Raw genomic sequence first — 20,485 nt, 5'->3', positions numbered from 1 at the left:
TAAACGAAAAAATATCATTAGGGGTGTATTTATGCTGGCAAATCAAAAACAGCAAGTGGTTGAGGAGAAGAAACGTTTTACTCTGCCTGGATTACGTTGGTGGATGTTCTCATTCTTTATTTTAGTCATGATTATTAATTATATTGACCGTTCTTCCATTTCGATTGCTATGCCATTGATAAGTAAACAATTTCATATTAGTTCCGTTACAATCGGTATTATCCTTAGTTCTTTTAGTTGGACATATGTTCTTATGCAATTACCTGGCGGATGGCTCGTTGATAAACTGAAGCCTCGAAAGGTTGTTACAACAAGCTTAATTGGCTGGGGGATTGCTGAGGCTCTTACAGGACTTGCTTCAGGAGTTGCAAGTTTGATTGGTATTCGTATGTTATTAGGTGTTTTTGAAGGACCGGTTCAAAATGGCGCAAATACGTCTTTAATCCGTTGGTTAAGAAAATCTGAAATTTCCCGTGGGAGCACACTTGTCGATGGCGGTGGCCCACTGGGTACTGCATTTGGAGGACTTTTAGTTACTGCACTGATCGTTTGGCTTGGTTCATGGAGAATCGCGTTTGGAGTCGTTGGGGCAATTACCGTTCTAATTGGTGTAATCGCTTGGTTGTTTATGCGTGATAATCCTGCTGATCATCCAATGATTACTGAGGAAGAGAAAAAGTATCTAGCTAAAATTGAAGAAGATGAGGATGAATCAGATCGTTTAGCAACTGGTTCTGCTATTAAATACTTTAAGCACTCAAGCCCATGGATGTTACTTTTAGCTTTCTTAGGCTATGACATTGTTCTATTCGGACTGCTTACTTGGGCTCCGACTTATATTAGTCAAGCACAGCACGTCTCTTTTGGAATGACAGGTATTTGGACATTTGTTATTTTTGGCGCAGGATTTGTAGGTGAATTATTTGCAGGACAATTAGCAGACCGTTTGATTCGAAAAGGTGCTTCTGTAAACAAAGTATTGAGGACCATGCTTGGATTTGCTGGTGTAGGTGTTGCAACCGCAATTATGTTGGTTAGTCACGTATCCACCCCGACTGCGGCTATTCTTTTAATTACTCTTGCTAACTTCTTCCTTCGCTGGGGTGGTTTGTATTGGAGTGTTCCAGCAAGACTTGCGGCAAAAAAACATGTTGGTCAGTTAACTGGTGCCATGAACTTCTCTGGTAATGTTGGAGGTTTGATCATTCCAATTGTAATCGGATATATTGTTCAATCTACTAATAGTTATACTGGCGTTTTCGTCATCTTTGCTTTCGCAGGTTTACTTATGGCGGTTGGATCAATTGCTATTAACTATTCACGTAAAATTAAGATTTAAGATTTAGGTTTGGGGGATATAGTCATGCAGGATGAAACTCAGAAAAACAGGAAAATGGTTCTCTCCTTTTATGGGGATGACTTTACCGGTTCAACGGATTCAATGGAATCCCTCACCATCAATGGACTCCCAACTGTGTTGTTTCTTGATGTTCCGGATCAAACAGTATTGAGTCGTTTTCCTTATGTCAAGTGCATCGGTGTCGCGGGTAATAGCCGGGTGATGAGTCCGGAGGAAATGAAGCAGGCATTGCCTCCCATTTTTACAAAGCTGAAAGAATTGGGCAGTGATTATGTTCATTACAAAGTTTGTTCAACCTTTGATTCCTCCAAAAATATCGGAAACATTGCAACCGTTTTAAAAATTGGAAAGGATGTCTTCGATTCTCAAGGGTGTGTTCCAGTGTTCGTGGCTTCACCGGATTTGAAGCGTTATACGATATTTGGAAACCACTATGCAGCAATGGGGAATCAGGTGTATCGATTAGATCGGCATCCGGTGATGTCTCGTCACCCGATTACACCGATGTCGGAAGCGGATTTGCGGGTGGTTTTAGAGGAACAGGGCATAAACGGAAAAATGGAATTAATCAATGTAGTCGATCTCGAACAGCCAATGAGTGAATTACAGGAAGTTTATAAAGAAAAAGTTTCTGAGGATACTCAGGCGTTATTGTTCGATGCCTCAAGGAAAGAACATGTTGAGAAGGTTGGGGAACTCCTTGCATTCTCTCGGAAACCTGAAGAGTCTTTATTTTTGATCGGGTCATCAGGTGTGGGACATGCTGTTGCTGCTGCTCAGAAGCAATCGGCTGTCGAAGTGAAAAGCGATGAACGTCCTTCTTTTAAAAAGGTTGATCAACTTCTTGTAGTTTCCGGAAGCTGCTCTCCAGTAACGGAACAGCAGCTTCGTTGGGCCATGAACAATGGTTTTGAGGGTATTCATCTGTCTCTTCAGGAAGTAATGGATGAGGTTCACGGACAGGAAGCCATGCAGAACCTAGTTGCAAAAGCAGCCGAAATCATTCAAAGAGGTCAGAGCGTAGTCATCTATACGGCGTTAGGACCAGACGACCCAAGCATCAAGGAAAATCAACGCCAATTCACCGAAAGCGGATCTTCGATTTCAGATTCTAGTAAAATCCTAGGTTCCTATTTAGGTGATGTGGCAAGAATGGTGATTCAAGAGACTGGTATTGAACGATTAGTGATTGCCGGCGGGGACACATCCAGTTATGCCACAAGGCAGCTAGGTGTGTATGCGCTGGAGATGGTCACATCGATCTCGCCAGGAGCACCACTTTGCCGTTGCTACTCTGATGATTCTAGTATTGACGGCCTGGAATTATCATTAAAAGGCGGGCAATTTGGCAGTGTAGACTATTTTGGTAGAGTGTTAAATTGTGCTCCAACAAATTAACTGAAAACACAAATTATAACAGCAGCGGTTTGACATAACCGCTGCTGTTTTTGTGATAGTCTAAGGGAATCATTCAAAGCTTTTCGGTTCCTCCAAAACTTGAACGTAGCCATGGGTTCCATCTACCCGAATAAAGCATCCGTCTTTTAGAGTTTTGGTGGCATTGTCAATCCCTACTACGGCAGGAATCCCATATTCGCGGGCCACTACAGCCCCGTGTGTCATCATTCCACCAACTTCCATCACCAAACCCTTTGCCGAATGGAATAAAGGTGTCCATCCTGGATCCGTAAAGGGGGCAATCATAATTTCACCGGGCTTGAGTTTGGCCTCCTCCGGCCGTAACACCACTTTTGCAAACCCTTCCACTACACCGGCTGAAACAGGCGTCCCAATCAATGAACCTTCTGGAGCATTTACATCACGCTGCCTGCCTGAAACCACTTCTCCATCACTTGTCATGACGCGGGGAGGGGTAAGCTTTTTATTTCCTTGAAACTCCCTCTTACGATTGACAATCAATTTTTGAATGCTTCCATCAAATGTACCTTCTTTAATCGCTAAAAGCTCATTTAAAGACAGAAAGAATACTTCAGATTCGTTATATAGTTTTCCGTTCTTTACAAGTATGCTGGCTTCCTCCAGGATGACGCGCTTATAGATGTCGAAATGCCGAATCATGGTGTATTTGGGTAACTCCCGAAGCCCTAATAAATTACGATAGTTGCGGATCAACTTAGCAAGGATTCTCGCCTTCACCATTCCCCCTGGTGTCCTGCGAACGTCCGAGACGATTTGAATTTCGGCTTCTTGCGCCTCTTTTTCGCCTTCAATGAATTTATCCCGATGTTCTCCCGGTGCAAGAGTATGAATGTGGCTCAATATGGAAGGAACGAGTGCCGTGGGATTTTCCCGCCACCGTATATTCGCAATGTCAATTTCACCTGGACACCGCATCCCGTATTGGCTCATGAAATTTTCGAATGCCTTTCCGAAAACATCGCCTCCTTTAACCAGGTACAATCCATCCAGATCTTCCGCACTCTGTAAATATTGGACGAGCTGCGGATACTGTCTGGCAATATCGGCCAAATCCCCAATCATTAGGCCAAGCTCGCTGGTAACGTTGCCGGGCAAGGATTTATTGAGCAAATGAACTCTCTCGTCATCACCCAGCCACTTTTTGACCAGAGCTTCCGTCAACACTTTAGAGACAATTCCTGAAAACATGTAGGGAGCCATTTTTCTTATGACCGTAAACATGACATTGCCGAGGTTTTCTTGAAGCCTCGAAATACGTTCAGCACCAGAAACTTCAGAAAGAAGGCGTCGACTTTCTTCCACTTTTTGATCCATATAGATGCTAATGTTTTGCCTAGCGGAGGCGTAATCTTTTACAAACAAACCGGGTAGTACAGTCCTGATGGCAGTTCGAGCGATTCGAAATACCGTTTTCTTAACCTTTTTGTCTGTCGAACGTTGAAATTCAGGACGATGAATCACTTCCTCAATGGCGCTGCCAATTTGTTCGTCGACCAAGCGCAGGACTCGGGGGAGTATTCGTCTGAACGGTTTCAGGTGCAGCAATTCAGTCGGGTCGAAAAACAAATGGCTGGCAGCTTCTAGGACGGCTGGACTCTCTAAATGATACGACCCGGATTTTCCAAGTGGAAAAAAAGTACGAAGGACTGAAATGCCCAAAGGACTTATGGCATCCGTCATCATTTGCTGATGCCCCATTGAGAAAAAGACGTGAAGACGGTCATCCGCAATCTTCGGTATAGGGTAGAGTGAAGTGATTGGGCGGCTTTGTACAATGTAAAAATCTCCGTTTACTAAACACCACTCAATGTCCTGTTCGACTCCGTAATGATCTTCAATCTTCCGGCCGAGCTCGGCTAATTGCAAAACCTTTTCGTCCGAAAGTGCTTGGGCCTGTTGTTGTTCAGGAGGCAGATTCTGTGTTACTGTGCCACCATCCGGAACAGAGTATATGGCTATTTTCTTGTCTGAAATCTTCTTTTGGAGGATTTGGCCGCCTTTCACCTGATAGAGGTCTGCGGATACCAGCCCTGATACCAAGGCTTCTCCCAATCCGAAACTGGCATCAATCGAGGTGACCTTCCTGTTCCCCGTAATCGGATCTGCTGTGAACATAATTCCGGAAACGTCCGGGAAGACCATTTCTTGAACCACCACGGATAGGAGGACTTGCCGGTGATCAAAGCCATTCTTCGCCCGGTATGAAATGGCCCGATCCGTGAACAGTGATGCCCAGCAGCGATGAACGGCATCCATGAGCTGCTGCATTCCCCGCACATTGAGATAGGTTTCTTGTTGACCGGCAAAAGAAGCCCCGGGCAAATCTTCCGCGGTGGCACTCGAACGAACCGCATAGGATTTCCCCATACCGTTATGCTGCCACGCCTCCACAATAGCCGTTTGTACATCCCATGGAATGGTGAGGTTCTCTAAATGCTCACGAATCTGCCTTCCTAGCTTACAAATTTCATCCAAGTTATCCGCCTCAACATGGTCAAGCTCGGAGAAAAAACGCTCCATTTCATTGCTGGATTTAACGAGGGCCTGGTAAGCGGATGTAGTCACGCAAAAGCCCTGCGGTACAGGGAAGCCGGCCTTCGTCATCTCCCCAAGGTTTGCTCCTTTGCCCCCAACAAACGGTAATGATTCTTTGTCAACATCATTAAAGTGCAAAACAAAGTTATTCACGTTTTTCACCCTTTCTAGCCAAACACCACCAATATGACATTTTATGATTGGGGTTGTTGCATCATAACAAGGTGGGAGTAGGCATGCGGTTTTGTCTTATTAAAGAAAATTCAAGATGCCTCTTTTAAATTCCTCTATTAATTTCTAGAGGACCGCATCCTTCGACAGCTTTCTTACAAGATTTTTCTGAAAAAACCTGTTGTGATGGGTTTTTGAGGAAGTTTAATCAAACGTTTGATTAATACGATTTTTTGTCAAATGAGAGAAAAGATTGTAAGGGTGAAAATTTTTTGTTGGTTTTGAGAGATTGGTAGAAGAACCAACACAAAGTATTCGACAAAAAATTTTCTCGGAAATAAGTAAAAGTTCGTTTTTCCCAAGGGCTTGGACTGTTATTAATCAATCGTTTGATTAATAGGGAATGGTGGGGGTTATGGTCGAAAGATAAGGGTTGGATGCTAATTCCATGTAGAAGTCGAGATGTATTTGAAGCAAAAATAATGCGATTCCCACGTCAGGGATCGTGAGGGTACGCTCTTATCGGTTGTGGGATCAGGTTAAGCACACGATCTGGTAAATAGACGGAGGAATTCCTCTTAATAAGTAAGTTTCACTGAAAATAGCTAAAATAGACGGAGAGATTCCGCCTATTGACTCAAAAAACGTGAAAATGGGTCATTTTTCTTTGCATAGTCGGAAAACTTCCGCTTATATACCTCGAAAAGAGATCTATTCTGCATTTAACCGAAAAATCTCCGCTTATTTTACTATCGCTGGTTCCTCAAATTTAGGACAAGATTTCTTATTTAAAGGAAGTGAGATGAGTGCTTTGATTTAGCATTTTATTAATCCAAAAAAACCTCATTTAGATGTGTCGCGGTAAACCGACCATAAGTAAATGAGGTTTTTGCTGAAACTTTCAACAGTAATAAACTGCACCTAGTACGATCTAATCATTGTAGGTGCAGTTTTTCTATGGCTAAATTTCAAAATCAAGATAATGTAATGACTTCATACTTTGAGGCTAACTCAATAAAGTGGGCCATCCCACTGATTTTCCCAGCTACAAGCTTGTCATTTAGCTCATAATAGTCGACACATGTTTTACAAGCAAGAACATCAACGCCCTTTTCTTCCAGTTCTTTTAATTGGAGAGAAACAAGCGAGCTTTCCGTTAATGTAAACACACCGCGGTTCATGCAAAAAACAGCCGCAGGCAGTTCTTCCTTTTGCTTAATAATAGTAAAGAAGGTTTCTAATATTCCTTCGCCTAGTTCAGTTTCTCCTTTGCCAAGCTGATCGGAAGTAAGTAAAATTACTTTGTTTTTCAATGTCTCCACCTCACTGATTTAATAATGCAATGTTAGCATATTTGAAGCATGGTTTAGGTAAATCAAATATGTGTATTTTGGTACAGTATTTGAATCTTGTTAGGAGATGTATTCATAGAGAGAGAGTGCCTGTCACCATCCGGGGTTTTATCATTATTCACCAAAAAAAGGAATATAAATAGTTAAAAGAAGGTGATAAAGGAGATTTCAATTAGATGCAGGATTTTTTCAAAGTGTTTTTTATTAACTTAATTAGTGATATAGATAATCTGCTTATCTTAGGAACTATTTTACAAAGGTATTCGCACCTTAATATTACAGCTCCTGCCGTAATCGCTCTAACTTTTTCACGAACGATTTATATATTTTTGATTCATAGAATTTCAAATCTGCCATTGGTGAATTTGGTTATAGGGGTCCTTTTGATTTTTGTTGCATTAAAATTGGTTAAAACATCAATAAGGAATGATGATGACTCGAGACCTTCAAATCATTCCCTCTATTTAAAAATCAAGGCATTGATCATCTTTGTATCCACAGATTTTTTAATTTGTTTGGACAGTGTTATGGTCATTTCTCGAATTTCCAAAAATATGAAATTAGTAACATTAGGAATCTTTTGTAGTCTTTTGATTTCGTTCCTTTTTTTGCCGTTGATTATCAATCTAGCTAGAACCTTTTTTTGGATCAATATTATTGCGGGAGGATTTATTGCTCAATATGCCGTAATCGGAATGTTAAAGGATCCATGGTTAGCCGACTGGATAACGAATATTAATAAGATATTTCCAGGTGCTAACATTGTTAACTTAGCGGCTAATGGTACAGTAATTATTATAGTGGTAATAGGGTTATATTCGTATATAAAGCAACACCGGATAACGATACATAAATAATAGAGTAAGCACCCAATCTGATAAATAGACGGAGAAATTTCTCTTAATTAGTAATTATCATTAAAACTAGCTTAAATAGACGGAGAGATTCCGCCTATTGACTCAAAAAACGTGAAAATGGGTAATTTTGCAATGCCTAATCGGAAAACATCCCCTTATTTACCACGAAAAGAGCTCTATTCTGCATTTAACGGAAAAATCTCCGCTTACTATCGATGTTTACTTATATTATGGACAAGTTTTCTTATTTAAAGGAAGTGAGATTTTTAAAAGAGTGCTTTGATTTAGAGCCTCATTTAGATGCGTTAGGGTGATCCTTATCGTAAATAGAGGCAATTTTTATAATAAGTCATTGTCCAGCCTTTCAGGAGGAGTTTGTAAATGGGTGACGATTCCATTATTCTTAAGTATAATTCAAAATAAAAAGGCTAAATAGGGCGTGAATATAGGGTGAAAAATTTAACAGTTGAAGACTTGGTTAAGAAGTTTTCATTGAAAGTATTTGCTGGTGAAAGTCATCTGCAGAAAAGGATTACACAATGCAGGGTGCATCGTCCGGGCCTGGAATTTGTTGGCCATTTTGATTTTTTTCCAACGGAACAAGTCCAAATTTTAGGAAGAAAGGAAATTACCTATTTACATAAGTTAAGTAGAGAGGAACGAAAAATTCGAATCGGAAATATTGTCCACTATCATCCGCCATGTTTTATTGTAACGGCCGGTGAAGAGGGACTTACCTATTTAATTCATCATTGTACAGAACAGGGTATCCCTTTATTAGTCACAAACATCCCTGAGACAACCTCAGAGTTCATCACCAAATTGGATGCGTATTTGGTGAAGGAATTAGCACCAGAAATTGCGGTTCATGGCGTTTGTATGAATGTATACGGTATTGGGATTTTACTTCGCGGAAGCTCGGGAGTAGGGAAAAGCGAGACCGCGCACACCTTAATTCGCCGGGGACATCGGCTTGTGTCGGATGATATTGTTGTCCTTAAGAAGCTTAGTCCACAGACCCTTTTGGGAACTCATGATGGGAAAACGAAAGAGTTTTTGGCTCTCCGTAGCATTGGATTATTGAATGTGGTCCGCTTATATGGTCGCAGGGCTTTTCAAGATGAAACTCGAATCGTTCTTGATATTCATTTAACGAAATGGGAGAAGGATGCCTTGTATAATGAATTGGAACAGGAAATTCTCTATAACGACTACATGGGTGTTAAAATCCCTTCCATTGAAATCCAACATCAGCCAGGACGTGATGTGGCGGGGTTAATTGAGGCAGCTGCAAATAACTGGTACTTGAAGCAGCAAGGATACAGCGCCGCAGAAGAATTCATGAGCAGAATTGAGGCGGATATGAACCGGTAGGTGCCTGTCACCACCCGGGGGAAAGCGGCTCAACTGTCGGATAGAGTGCTCCAACTGTCGGATAGCCAACGCCAACTATCGGATAAGCAGCTCCAACTGGCGGATAACGGGCTCCAATTGTCGGAAGGCGGTCCAACTGTCGGATAAGCAACTCCAACTGTCGGATAGCGCACCCCAATTGGCGGAAAGCAATCCAAACACAAAATCAGCTTGAATGAAGCCTCTTCATTCAAGCTGTTCCTATTTATATGGTTAATACCCCGCGGATAGTGATGGTTGCTGCTCCTGCTACTTTGATAACTGGTCCTGATTCATTCGGAGTAACGGTCACGTAAAGCGTTCCAGGTCTTCCAATCGCATCTCCTTGAGCGATTTTAAGATGCGTCGTTTCACTTTGAGGAATCACACCTTCTAAATAGAAGAATCCAGCTAACGCACCGTTTGCTGCTCCCGTTACCGGATCCTCAGGTATACCAATCCCTGGTGCGAAATCTCTGGTATATAAATCAAAGTCATTCGAGGTGTTAAAAGTATAAAGGTGTGTGGTGCTGATATTATGTTCTTTATTATGCTTCGCTAAAGCCGCTAAGTCTGGCATAGCTTCGTCAATGTCCGTTTGATTTTTTATCGGAACAAGTAAATGCCAGTTACCGGTATTCGCTAGTTTGATTGGGTAACTTAGATCGATGCTCTCCGTTTTGACACCGATCAACTGACCGAGCTCATCCAGGTCAATTATGAAATCTTGCGTTTTTGGCGTTACTTGTGTCATTTCCACATCAATTATGTTTCCATTTTCTTTATGCCAAACAACCGGTACTTTACCTATATTTGTTTCTAACACAATCCCTGCTTTTTCCTCTGCTAGACCAAATTCATTTGCCAAAAGCCAGGTTAACCCAACTGTTGCATGGCCGCAGAAGTTGATTTCTTCAGCAGGTGTAAAGTATTTCACTTTATAATCAATGCCCTCGCTATTTGAAGGCAGTAAAAATACGGATTCCGGTAAATTTAATTCTTTTGCGATACTTTGCATTTCATCTACCGTTAATTTTTCTGCATCTAACACAACCCCTGCTGTGTTGCCTCCAAATTTTTCTGTTGTAAAAGCATCCACATGATAAACTCTTATTTCGCGCATCCTATGAACTCCTTTCAAACATTTTTGATATCTCCATACTATGCCTTGATCATACATTAGTAAATTGAATCTTTTCTAGTAGTTCCCTTGCCCGATGACGAATTTCTTGGAGAAAGTAGTGATCATTGATGGGATTTTATGTTCGCTAGAACTCGGCTGTGAAGTGAAAATCGACATCCATGCATTTAGTAAAATAGGTTAATAGACTTTAAGAGGTTTCAGTTTAGTGAAACCTCTTTTTCATTGCCATTATTTTTCAAGAAAAAAGGATGTAGTGTCAACCGGTTGATTCGGATGAATGCTGAAAACACAGCGGCCGTCGCCGTTCTGAAAAGTTTCTTTCCTTACTACGCGCAATCCCAGCAGCCTTGTGAGCACATTAACCGTGACGCTGCAAAGAATTGGCCGCTTCATGGCCACATTGGCGTACGGACAATTCCGCTCAATCAGTAAAATTTCTTCCTCATTCTGTTCCATTTCAATAAATGAATCGTTTTCCATATAAATATCTTTTAAAGCAGCCACTCGTTCATTCAAACTTAATCCTCGCAGCCGGCTTTCCCATTGTTGAACTCGACTTTCCGTCATGCTGATCAGGACCTGCTTTAAAGGTTCTTCTCCTAGCTGCGACATGACCGTGTCAATTAGTTCCATCGACAGCTCGTCGTAGCCTTTAGGAAAAAGATGCTCACCCTCGGATGTCAGACTGTAAGTTAAAGTAGGCCGGCCGGCACTTACAGCAGGGGTTCTTTCCGATTGCCTTTGAATATATCGGTCTTGTAAAAGCTGGAGGAGATGCTGGCGCACGGCTTCACCCGTCATCTGCAAATGGGAGGACAGGTCAGCAACCGTTGCCTGGCCAAACTGTTTCAGATAATACAAAATATCTCTTCGAGCGCTTGGGAACTGATTTACGTTTATACTCACATCGGTTACCTCCATTTTTTTTCAAAAAAAACAATTAAACAAGTAATTATTTGATTAATACAAAGTATATTATGGAGAATGTATTTTTTTCAATATTTTTAATTAATCAAATATTTCATCGGTTAATTAGGATTATTAAATGGAGGAGATGGTAAAGATGCTTGAATTATCTGCTATTCTTTTTGCGGTTGCTGCGCTTGGCGGTTTGGTGCTAGGGGTATCAGGGCTTCGTCAAAGGAATTTGCCCATATGGCTGTCACTTACCCATGGTGTCGTAGCAGCAGCTGGTCTTGTTACTTTAATTATTGGGATCGTGCAGGGGAGTGCCGGATCCCTTCTGATTGCCTCCCTGGTTTTCTTCCTCATCGCTGCACTCAGCGGGTTCGTACTCTTTTCTTTTCATTTACGCAGAAAGCCTCATCCTAAAGCTTTAATCGTCATTCATGCCTTAATGGCTGTCATCGCCTTTATCCTTTTACTTATCGGACTCTTGTAAGAGGTGGGCGGTCACATGAAACAGCGGAGCAAATTAAGGCTCTTCGGGCATCCAATACACCCAGTGGTTACGCATTTTCCAATGGCTCTGTTACCTGTGTCGTTACTCGGCGATCTGCTTGGAGCCTGGACAGAGGCTGCATTCTGGTGGAGTTTTTCGTTTTATAGTCTTGCCATCGGACTGATTATGTCGATACCTGCGCTTATTACCGGTGTCATTGATTTCCTGGCCATTCCTCAAGAGGGGCCAGCCGAGCGCACTGCAATGCGCCACATGACTATCATGATACTGGCCATTATGATGTATACGGGCAGCTTTATTATTCGTTTTGGTGTGGAAATTCCATCCGGTTGGCGGTTTATCAGTCCCGTTTCCTTGTCATTTTTAGGGCTTGTTTTTCTTCTAATCAGTGGTTGGTTTGGCGGCCAACTTGTTTACCGCTATGGCGCAGGAAGCACAGAATCGGAGAAATCTTAAGAGGGGGAATTTCAAATGAAAAAACGGCTATTTTTCATGACAGTTTTCTCAGTCTTCTTATTGTTAGCGGCTTGTAGTAATGCGACAACAACTGAAAAGTCTAGTTTACAATTATTAGATAATGCGAATATTGGAAAATACTTGGCGGATTCCAATGGCAGGGCACTGTACTATTTTACAAAAGATCAACCTGGAATAAGCAATTGCAGCGGGCAATGTCTAGTCAACTGGCCGGCTTTTGCTGCCAAGGATTTCGCCGTGCCAAAAGGCTTTAATCAAAGTGATTTTAGTACGATCAAAAGAGAAGATAATGGTCAGGAGCAAGTCACCTACAAAGGATATCCCCTTTACTATTTCACTCAAGATAAGGCAAAAGGCGATGTAACAGGGCAGGGTGTAGGGAATGTTTGGTATATCATTAATCCGCAAACGACATTCACCAATAGTTCCAACTATTAATAGAGATGGGGGAAAAATCATTTAAGATTTTTCCTCTTTTCTTTGCTAAAGGTAAATACGCAAATAAATGGCCGCAATCTGCAAATAAAAGCCTTGGATTCGCAAATACGAAGCCGTTACGAGCAACCTATCAGCGAATTTTTGAACTTTATCGGCGAATCGAAGCTACTTATCAGCGAATCCTCGCAATTTATCAGCGAATCAGTTTTGACCGCGTCCTTCGACAATTCTCTCACAAGCTTGATCCGAAATTTCCTGTCATGATGACCCTTCCGCGAAATTTAATCAAACGATTGATTAATAGGGAATAACGTCGAAATTGCTCTTATCCGCCAAGGTGAAAATTAAATTCTGAAAATTTATTGTATTTTGAAATTAATGGTGATTTAATAAGGTTAGCTTATCTGATATGTGATAACTGAATGAAAGGGGGTAGATGTGTGCAGGTAAAAAAAATCCCGGTCAAGAAAGTGTCCGATTCGGTAGCAGAGCAAATTGAAGACATGATCCGGTCTGGAACGTTTCAAACGGGGGAAAAGCTTCCTTCTGTCAGGGAACTATGCGAGCTGTTTGGTGTGGGCCGTTCCGCTGTCCGCGACGCCATCACCACATTAAAAGGGAAAGGCATGGTGAATGTAAAGCAGGGGGAAGGAGCTTATATCCAAGAATCATCCGGGTTCTTTCATCATCATCTATTGCTTACAAGTCCCAAGGATATCAGTGAACTTTATCAGGTCAGAAAGCTTTTGGAAGTGGGAATCGCTGAAATGGCGGCCGTTCATTGTACAGAGGAGGATTTGCATGTAATGGATGTGATTTTTTCCACTCCATCCATGAAGGGGTGGGAAGCGGATTATCAATTACATACCGCCATCGCCAAAGCGGCAGGTAATGAAATGATCGTCCAGCTGATGCAGCATATCACGAAGACAATGAAAAACGCCATGATCGATCTTTACCACTCTATCGAGAAAAATCCAGCCACAGCTCAGATGATCGAAAACCAGCATTTGGAAATCTATCAATCCATTAAGCTGAGGAATCCTCTAAAAGCGAAACAGGTGATGCTGGAGCACTTGGATTTTGTTGAAAAAGAGCTTTTGAACAGTCATGTCATTCATCAAGGTCAGTAATAGAAATGCTGGAGGTGTCGATTTTTTGATTGCAACAGAACTTTTAACAAATTTAAAAGCTCTTTTATCAACTGGGCAGGTGATGGAAGGGGAGAGAAATCATCCGCTAGGGAATAGCGGAATGGTGAGGGTTTTTCCGCAAACAGAGGAAGAAATCGCTGCCGTTCTAAAATACTCCAATGACCGTGGCAAAAAGGTATTCGTTGAAGGCAGTGGATCCAAAAGAGGGTTTGGCGGTTTGACCGAATCAGCCGATATTTTGCTATCTCTAGCGAACTATAAAGGCATTGTGGAGCATGTTGCCGGCGACATGACGTTAACCGTGAAGGCTGGAACTAATTTTAAGGAATTGCAAGAGTATTTGGCGCCCTATCATCAAAAAATCGCGCTCGATCCTTCCTGCCCAGAGTCGGCTACTATGGGGGGAATCGTTGCCTCTAACGATAGCGGTCCCAAGCGGCTGGGCTATGGCTCATCAAGGGATATTGTCATCGGGCTGCGAATCGTTTACCCGGATGGCAAAGTGATTCGCACCGGCGGAAGAGTGGTCAAAAATGTGGCAGGCTATGACATGAACAAATTATTTATCGGTTCGATGGGGACGCTGGGCGTGATCTCCGAGGTAACCATGAAACTCCGTCCGCTGCCTAAATATGAAAGTCTGATTCTAGTAAGTTTCCCGCAAGGAAATGCGGAAGAAATCCGGGCGTTTGCCGGCAAGCTCCTTGATACGAAAATGGAGCCAGTCACGCTGGAGCTGCTAAGTCCAACATTGGCCGGAACCTTAACCGGCAAAAGCTGTTACACGCTTGCAATTGGGCTCGAAGATGTCGAGACAGCGGTTCGCTATCAGGAAAATAATCTCCAAAGAATCCAACCGGAGCATACGGAATTGAACATTCAGGCCGGACAGGATGCACAATTATTTTGGCACCAATTTTACTCACACTCCTCTTATTCCTCAACAGATGACAGCATTTCAACTCAGGCTTCTTTGAAAATTGGTGTTCAGAGCACAGATGTAACCCACATGATAAAAGAAAGTCATCTCCTTAGTGATTCTCACAATTTACAAATCAAGGCCCATGGTGGATTGGGCCACGGCTTATGTCAGATACACCTGAAGGGTGCAAAGGAAGATATCCTCTCCGCCATACGGCAAATGAGGGAAACGGTAACAGGACTTGGCGGGTACACGGTCGTTACACATCTGCCGTTTGCCTTACGACTGGAAGTAGATACTTGGGGTAAAAAACCTGCGCATTTCTTCCTCTTGGAAGGGATCAAATCCAAGGTGGATCCGAATCGCGTCCTTAATCCTAAGCGATTTGTGGGAGGGATTTGATGATGAGTAATTTCTGCGCAACCGGTGTTAGTAATTTTTCCATTAAGGATCACCCGGATGAAAGCAAATGGGCGGATTGTGTTCATTGCGGCATGTGTTTGGAATCATGCCCCACTTATGAAATTACAGGCCAGGAGCAGCATTCCCCGCGAGGACGCGTCCATTTGATTAAATCGGTGGCGGAAGGAAAACTCAATGTCAATGAATGGTTTCAAGATCCTGTTTTTGCCTGTCTTGACTGCCGAGCTTGTACAACTGCCTGTCCCGCCGATGTGGAAGTTGGTGGCCTGATTGAAGAGGCCCGCGGCCAAGTTCGCCAGGCCATACCGTTAACTGGATTAAAAGGAGCGGTAAGCAAGATGCTCCTGCAAGGGGTGTTCCCGGATCAAAACCGGCTGAATCAACTCGGAAGCCTGCTCAAATTTTATCAAAAAAGCGGTTTACAAAAGGTAGTCCGCAAGACAAAGCTGATCAATATCCTGCCGCAGCATCTCGTGGACATGGAAGCGATTATGCCCGAAGTGAAAGAACCGGTACGTAAAAAATATAAAAACGTCATTAAAGCGAAGGGCACAACCAAGAATGAGGTCGCTTTTTTAACGGGCTGTGTGATGGATGTGATGTTCAGCGATATTAATGAAGCAACAATCAATGTATTAACTCGAAATGGAAATGACGTGACGATCCCCAAGAACCAAACCTGCTGTGGGGCACTCCATGTTCATGCAGGTGACCGTGATACCGGTAGAAAGCTCGCCAAACAAAATATTGAAGCTTTTCAAGAGGCCGAGAAAGTGATTGTCAACGCGGCAGGCTGTGGTTGTGCCCTAAAGGAATATCCCGAATTGTTCCGTGATGACCCGGAGTGGCATCAAAAAGCAGAAGAATTCGCAGCCAAGATCGAGGACATTTCCAAGTACTTGTATGATACCGGCTACGAGATTCCAAAAGCGGAGTTAAAAACAAAGATTTCCTATCATGATGCCTGCCATTTGGCCCATGGACAGGGAATCCGGCAGGAACCGCGCGATCTGCTGCTCCATATTCCGGGAGTGGAAATGGTCCATATGCCCAATTCGGACCGTTGCTGCGGCAGTGCAGGAATTTACAATATAACGAATCCGGAAATGGCCGCAGCTGTCCTTGATAGTAAAATGCAAAATGTCCCGGAAGAGGTGGAAATGATCTCGATGGGAAACCCGGGGTGCATGCTCCAGATGGCCATGGGCGTACAAAAGGCCGGAAGAAATCAAAAAATCGTCCATACCGTTCAGCTGCTCGACTGGGCTTATCAAAAAGAAGACGGCAAGGGGGAAGGATCATGAGGGTCAAGGGAATGAAATCAAATGATCGGCATATATTGAATTTGGCCAACATTGTAGGCGGTCCCGGCTCCATCCTTTACCAAAAGGAAGATCTCATCGCTTATGATTGCGATGGCTTCACCTTACACAGGCATTTGCCCAAAGCGGTTGTTTTTCCGAAAAGCACTGAAGAAGTCGCAGCCGTTGTGAAATATTGCGCCAAGCATCAGCTGCCATTCCTGGCCCGCGGTGCCGGAACCGGCTTAAGCGGAGGGGCCATTCCCTTAAATGGAGAAGTGATCATTAGTCTGGTTCGCATGAAGAAGCTGCTAAGTGTAGACTTTGAGAATAGACGTGCGGTCGTCCAGCCGGGTTTCGTCAATTTAAAGCTGACAAACTCCATTTCAGATCGGGGCTATTACTACGCTCCCGACCCATCAAGTCAGTATTGTTGTACAATAGGTGGGAATGTGGCCGAAAATGCGGGTGGTGCCCACTGCCTTAAATATGGGGTGACCACCAACCATATTTACGGACTAGAGGTGGTGCTGCCGAACGGTGATATTATTGAAATTGGAGCGAATGGCATTCCGGATGAACCGGGCTATGATTTGCTCGGCCTGTTAACAGGGTCTGAGGGGACATTGGGGATTGTCACGAAAATAACGGTGCGCATTGTGAAAGACCCGGAAGCAAAGAAAACGGTGTTGGCTTATTTTGATAAAGTAGAAGACGGCAGTCAGGCGGTGTCTGATATTATTTCAGCCGGGATTGTTCCGGCTGCACTGGAAATGATGGACAAAACGGCCATTGAAGGGGTAGAAGCGGCAGCATTCCCCGTGGGACATCCAAAGGATATCGAAGCCTTGCTCCTTATTGAAGTGGATGGGATTTCAGCAGGATTAGACGAACAAATTAATCATATCCTGGAGGTTTGCCAAAAAAGAAATGTGCGTGAAGTGAGGGCCGCAAAGGATGAGGCCGAACGCGGCAGATGGTGGGCGAACCGGAAAACGGGTTTTGGGGCAATGGGGGCGATTTCGCCGGATTATTTAGTCCAGGACGGTGTGATCCCCCGGAGCAAGTTGCCGGAGGTTCTAAAAAGAATTAATCAAATAAGCGAGGAATCCGGCCTGCTCATCGCGAATATTTTTCATGCAGGGGACGGGAATCTCCACCCGTTAGTTCTCTTCGATGCCAGAATTCCCGGGCAGAGTGAAAAGGCTTTGGAAGCTGGCAGTGCCTGTCTGCAGGTTTGTGCAGATGTAGGCGGCACCATCACCGGTGAGCATGGAGTCGGCATTGAAAAAAGAGAAGAAATGCGCTTTGTCTTTACAGATGAGGAAATTATCGCACAAACGGATATTCGCGAGGTGTTCAATCCGGATCATCTACTAAATGCAGGAAAACTATTCCCGATGCCAGGACGATGTGTGGAAATGAAAAGAGAAACGGCAAATTTATCAAAATCTTAGTCTATATTCTAAAAGAAGATTGGTTCTGTTATGATTCATTGTTGATTTTCGTGTAGGTATGGGAATCTATAGGCGGAGAATTTCCGGTTAATGTATCTAGAGGTAGCTTAAGAAGCAGATATAAGCGGAGATATTCCGATTAACTGCTCAAAATAAGACAAAATCTAAAGATTTGGATCATATAAACGGAAAAACTCCCTTTATTTTTAAGGAAATATGGGTATTTCCCGATTTAAACGGAATTTTACGTTTATTTTTTCAAACACACGGAAATCAACATTCAGTTATAACTGTGCCTATTGGTAAAATAGCGGCAAAGTTTACGAAAACAGCCAAATCTTGAGAAAACAAGGAGGAAAAACGGACGATGACAAACTATGTGAAAAGAGGAAATCTGCAAGTAGCTCAGGAACTCTATGAATTTATTAATTCGGAAGCCCTTCCGGGAAGCGAAGTAGATGCCGCTTCATTTTGGTCCGGCTTTGACAGGTTAATCCGCGAGTTAACCCCTAAAAACAAGGAACTGCTAGCGGTTCGTGATGAACTTCAAGCCAAACTGAATGCATGGCATCGCGAAAACAGAGAAAACGTTGACTTCCAATCCTATCAATCATTTTTAAAGGAAATCGGCTATCTTGAACCGGAAGTAGAAGATTTTGAGATTACGACGGCGAATGTCGATGAAGAAATCTCCATACAGGCCGGCCCGCAGTTGGTGGTACCGGTCAATAATGCCCGCTATTGCCTCAATGCAGCCAACGCCCGTTGGGGAAGTCTGTATGATGCCCTTTACGGAACGGATGTCATCAGTGACGAGGATGGTGCGACTCGTCGAGGCGGCTACAACCCTGTCCGCGGTGCAAAGGTCATCGCGTTTGCCAGGAATTTTTTGGAGCAATCCGCTCCATTAAAGGATGCCTCTCATAAGGATGCCGTTTCCTACACGGTAGCAGATGGCAAACTAAATGTGGCTTTACGAAACGGCCGAGTGACAGGACTAGTCGACGAAGCAAAATTTGTCGGTTATCAGGGAACAGTGGAAAACCCTTCTGCGATTTTATTAAAAAATAATGGACTGCATTTTGAAATCCAAATCGACCGGAATCATCCGATTGGCCGAGCCGATGCGGCTGGTGTGAAGGATATTATCCTTGAATCGGCGATTACAACGATTATGGACTGCGAAGATTCTGTCGCGGCTGTCGATGCAGAAGACAAAGTGCAGGTTTATCGAAACTGGCTGGGCCTGATGAAAGGAACCCTGTCTGCTGCCTTTGTTAAGGGCAATAAAACGGTGAACCGGACGCTTAATCCGGACCGCTGCTACTTATCTCCAAATGGAGAGGAATTTTCGTTGAAGGGACGTTCCCTGCAATTTGTCCGAAATGTTGGCCATTTGATGACCAATAGCGCCATTCTCGATCAAAACGGTGAGGAAGTTTTTGAAGGAATGTTGGATGCCGTTTTGACCAGTCTTGTGGCTAAACATTCGCTCTTGGGAAATGGCCGGTACCAAAACTCGGAAAAGGGCTCGATCTATATCGTAAAACCGAAAATGCATGGTTCGGAAGAAGTGGCTTTTGTCAATCAGCTGTTTGACCGTGTCGAGGATTTGCTTGGACTGGAGCGCCATACCTTGAAAGTCGGTGTCATGGATGAAGAAAGAAGAACCAGTTTGAACTTAAAGGCATGCATTAAACAGGTGAAAGGCCGGATTGTGTTTATTAATACCGGGTTCCTTGACAGAACTGGGGATGAAATTCATACTTCCATGGAAGCGGGTCCGATGATTCGCAAGAATGATATGAAATCATCTGGGTGGCTGCAAGCCTATGAACAAGCAAATGTGGTTGCCGGGCTTTCCACCGGTTTTACCGGCCGTGCCCAGATTGGCAAAGGGATGTGGGCCATGCCGGATTTAATGGCGGAAATGCTCAAGCAAAAAATTGGCCATGTCAAAACCGGAGCCAATACCGCTTGGGTGCCGTCTCCAACGGCTGCGACGCTGCACGCCCTCCACTACCATGAGGTGGATGTCAAGAAAGTGCAGAACGGGATGCTTCATCAGACTGGTGACTTCCTGGAAGAGATTCTACAATTCCCGGTGGTTAAAACTCCTTCTTGGTCACCAGAGGATATCCAGGAAGAGCTCAACAACAACTGCCAAACTCTATTAGGCTATGTGGTCCGCTGGGTCGACCAGGGGGTTGGCTGCTCGAAAGTGTTGGATATCAAGAACGTGGGATTAATGGAAGATCGCGCCACATTGCGGATTTCCAGTCAGCACTTGGCAAACTGGCTTCACCATGGGGTTTGTACGAAAGCGCAAATTCTTGAAACCCTACAGCGCATGGCGGGAGTGGTGGATGAACAAAATGCGGGAGATCCATTGTATCGGAACATGGCTCCGAACTTTGACGACTCCGTGGCATTCCAGGCAGCCTGCGACTTGATTTTCAAAGGCTATGATCAGCCAAATGGCTATACAGAGCCGATTCTTCACCGCAGACGGGCGGAAGCCAAGACTAAATTCGCCGTGAAAAAATAGAGATAATCGACCCAAAACAAACAACCTTCCCCCATACAAAAATGGGCCTGTGGTTGTTTGTTTTTTTTGTCCCAAAATCCTGCAAAAATTG

At 43.6% G+C, this 20,485-nt stretch carries 17 protein-coding genes; 12 read left to right on the top strand and 5 right to left on the bottom strand.

Translation table 11 applies throughout. The annotated features are described in order from the left end of the window. Positions 1-31: 31 nt before the first annotated feature. Positions 32-1,339 carry an MFS transporter gene (locus tag ACZ5XR_RS24890; RefSeq protein WP_464499155.1) on the top strand — a complete coding sequence of 436 codons (1,308 nt, stop codon included), beginning with the start codon at positions 32-34 and terminating at the stop codon, positions 1,337-1,339. A gap of 24 nt (positions 1,340-1,363) precedes the next feature. Beyond that, positions 1,364-2,758, top strand: a complete 1,395-nt coding sequence (locus ACZ5XR_RS24885; RefSeq protein ID WP_464499154.1) for a four-carbon acid sugar kinase family protein — start codon at positions 1,364-1,366, stop codon at positions 2,756-2,758. Between the two features lie 69 nt (positions 2,759-2,827). Here ACZ5XR_RS24885 and ACZ5XR_RS24880 read toward each other — a convergent pair whose 3' ends face one another. After that, positions 2,828-5,488, bottom strand: a complete 2,661-nt coding sequence (locus ACZ5XR_RS24880; RefSeq protein WP_464499153.1) for a phosphoenolpyruvate synthase — start codon at positions 5,486-5,488, stop codon at positions 2,828-2,830. 992 nt (positions 5,489-6,480) lie between these two features. After that, the gene (locus ACZ5XR_RS24875; protein WP_464499152.1) at positions 6,481-6,819 is read right to left on the bottom strand and encodes a DsrE family protein; all 339 of its coding nucleotides are present in this window, start codon (positions 6,817-6,819) and stop codon (positions 6,481-6,483) included. A gap of 215 nt (positions 6,820-7,034) precedes the next feature. Between ACZ5XR_RS24875 and ACZ5XR_RS24870 the strand changes: the two genes are divergently transcribed. Beyond that, positions 7,035-7,715: a TerC family protein gene (locus ACZ5XR_RS24870; RefSeq protein ID WP_464499151.1), complete on the top strand. Its 681-nt coding sequence runs from the start codon at positions 7,035-7,037 to the stop codon at positions 7,713-7,715. 450 nt (positions 7,716-8,165) lie between these two features. After that, the gene (gene hprK, locus ACZ5XR_RS24865; RefSeq protein WP_464499150.1) at positions 8,166-9,089 is read left to right on the top strand and encodes an HPr(Ser) kinase/phosphatase; all 924 of its coding nucleotides are present in this window, start codon (positions 8,166-8,168) and stop codon (positions 9,087-9,089) included. 7 nt (positions 9,090-9,096) lie between these two features. On the opposite strand, the gene ACZ5XR_RS24860 is transcribed toward hprK, so the two are convergent. The 3 genes from ACZ5XR_RS24860 to ACZ5XR_RS24850 form a co-directional block, all read right to left on the bottom strand. Beyond that, positions 9,097-9,246 carry a hypothetical protein gene (locus ACZ5XR_RS24860; protein WP_464499149.1) on the bottom strand — a complete coding sequence of 50 codons (150 nt, stop codon included), beginning with the start codon at positions 9,244-9,246 and terminating at the stop codon, positions 9,097-9,099. 87 nt (positions 9,247-9,333) lie between these two features. Next, on the bottom strand, positions 9,334-10,230 hold the full coding sequence (locus tag ACZ5XR_RS24855) for a PhzF family phenazine biosynthesis protein (RefSeq protein WP_464499148.1): 897 nt from the start codon (positions 10,228-10,230) through the stop codon (positions 9,334-9,336). A gap of 249 nt (positions 10,231-10,479) precedes the next feature. After that, the gene (locus ACZ5XR_RS24850; protein WP_464499147.1) at positions 10,480-11,157 is read right to left on the bottom strand and encodes a helix-turn-helix transcriptional regulator; all 678 of its coding nucleotides are present in this window, start codon (positions 11,155-11,157) and stop codon (positions 10,480-10,482) included. Positions 11,158-11,314: 157 nt separating this feature from the next. Between ACZ5XR_RS24850 and ACZ5XR_RS24845 the strand changes: the two genes are divergently transcribed. The 8 genes from ACZ5XR_RS24845 (at position 11,315) to ACZ5XR_RS24810 (ending at position 20,394) form a co-directional block, all read left to right on the top strand. Further along, a complete protein-coding gene (locus tag ACZ5XR_RS24845) occupies positions 11,315-11,653 on the top strand; it encodes a hypothetical protein (protein WP_464499146.1) in 339 nt (112 codons plus the stop codon). A gap of 15 nt (positions 11,654-11,668) precedes the next feature. After that, positions 11,669-12,130, top strand: a complete 462-nt coding sequence (locus ACZ5XR_RS24840; RefSeq protein WP_464499145.1) for a DUF2231 domain-containing protein — start codon at positions 11,669-11,671, stop codon at positions 12,128-12,130. A 15-nt stretch (positions 12,131-12,145) separates the two neighbouring features. After that, positions 12,146-12,589 (top strand): COG4315 family predicted lipoprotein, encoded by a 444-nt coding sequence (locus ACZ5XR_RS24835; protein WP_464499144.1) that lies wholly within the window; start codon positions 12,146-12,148, stop codon positions 12,587-12,589. A gap of 440 nt (positions 12,590-13,029) precedes the next feature. Further along, complete coding sequence (locus ACZ5XR_RS24830) at positions 13,030-13,722, top strand: FadR/GntR family transcriptional regulator (protein WP_464499143.1); 693 nt, start codon at positions 13,030-13,032, stop codon at positions 13,720-13,722. A 25-nt stretch (positions 13,723-13,747) separates the two neighbouring features. After that, entirely contained in the window at positions 13,748-15,067 is a 1,320-nt protein-coding gene (locus ACZ5XR_RS24825) for an FAD-binding oxidoreductase (protein ID WP_464499142.1), read from the top strand. Then, positions 15,067-16,392, top strand: a complete 1,326-nt coding sequence (locus tag ACZ5XR_RS24820) for a (Fe-S)-binding protein (RefSeq protein WP_464499141.1) — start codon at positions 15,067-15,069, stop codon at positions 16,390-16,392. The genes ACZ5XR_RS24825 and ACZ5XR_RS24820 overlap by 1 nt, the downstream gene beginning before the upstream one ends. Then, positions 16,389-17,846, top strand: a complete 1,458-nt coding sequence (locus ACZ5XR_RS24815) for an FAD-linked oxidase C-terminal domain-containing protein (RefSeq protein ID WP_464499140.1) — start codon at positions 16,389-16,391, stop codon at positions 17,844-17,846. Before ACZ5XR_RS24820 ends, ACZ5XR_RS24815 begins: the two co-directional genes overlap by 4 nt. 367 nt (positions 17,847-18,213) lie before the next feature. Beyond that, positions 18,214-20,394: a malate synthase G gene (locus tag ACZ5XR_RS24810; protein WP_464499139.1), complete on the top strand. Its 2,181-nt coding sequence runs from the start codon at positions 18,214-18,216 to the stop codon at positions 20,392-20,394. Positions 20,395-20,485 lie beyond the last annotated feature (91 nt).

It is taken from the genome of Neobacillus sp. Fa239 (genome assembly GCF_055395235.1).
Note: the sequence above shows the minus strand (reverse complement) of the source record. Positions and strands in the feature narration are given on the sequence as shown.

Bases quoted from the DNA above. Each gene is read 5' to 3' on its own strand.
- ACZ5XR_RS24890 (WP_464499155.1), top strand. From the start codon at position 32: ATGCTGGCAAATCAAAAACAGCAAGTGGTTGAGGAGAAGAAACGTTTT.
- ACZ5XR_RS24885 (WP_464499154.1), top strand. From the start codon at position 1,364: ATGCAGGATGAAACTCAGAAAAACAGGAAAATGGTTCTCTCCTTTTAT.
- ACZ5XR_RS24870 (WP_464499151.1), top strand. From the start codon at position 7,035: ATGCAGGATTTTTTCAAAGTGTTTTTTATTAACTTAATTAGTGATATA.
- ACZ5XR_RS24855 (WP_464499148.1), bottom strand. From the start codon at position 10,230: ATGCGCGAAATAAGAGTTTATCATGTGGATGCTTTTACAACAGAAAAA.
- ACZ5XR_RS24845 (WP_464499146.1), top strand. From the start codon at position 11,315: ATGCTTGAATTATCTGCTATTCTTTTTGCGGTTGCTGCGCTTGGCGGT.
- ACZ5XR_RS24840 (WP_464499145.1), top strand. From the start codon at position 11,669: ATGAAACAGCGGAGCAAATTAAGGCTCTTCGGGCATCCAATACACCCA.
- ACZ5XR_RS24835 (WP_464499144.1), top strand. From the start codon at position 12,146: ATGAAAAAACGGCTATTTTTCATGACAGTTTTCTCAGTCTTCTTATTG.
- ACZ5XR_RS24820 (WP_464499141.1), top strand. From the start codon at position 15,067: ATGATGAGTAATTTCTGCGCAACCGGTGTTAGTAATTTTTCCATTAAG.
- ACZ5XR_RS24815 (WP_464499140.1), top strand. From the start codon at position 16,389: ATGAGGGTCAAGGGAATGAAATCAAATGATCGGCATATATTGAATTTG.
- ACZ5XR_RS24810 (WP_464499139.1), top strand. From the start codon at position 18,214: ATGACAAACTATGTGAAAAGAGGAAATCTGCAAGTAGCTCAGGAACTC.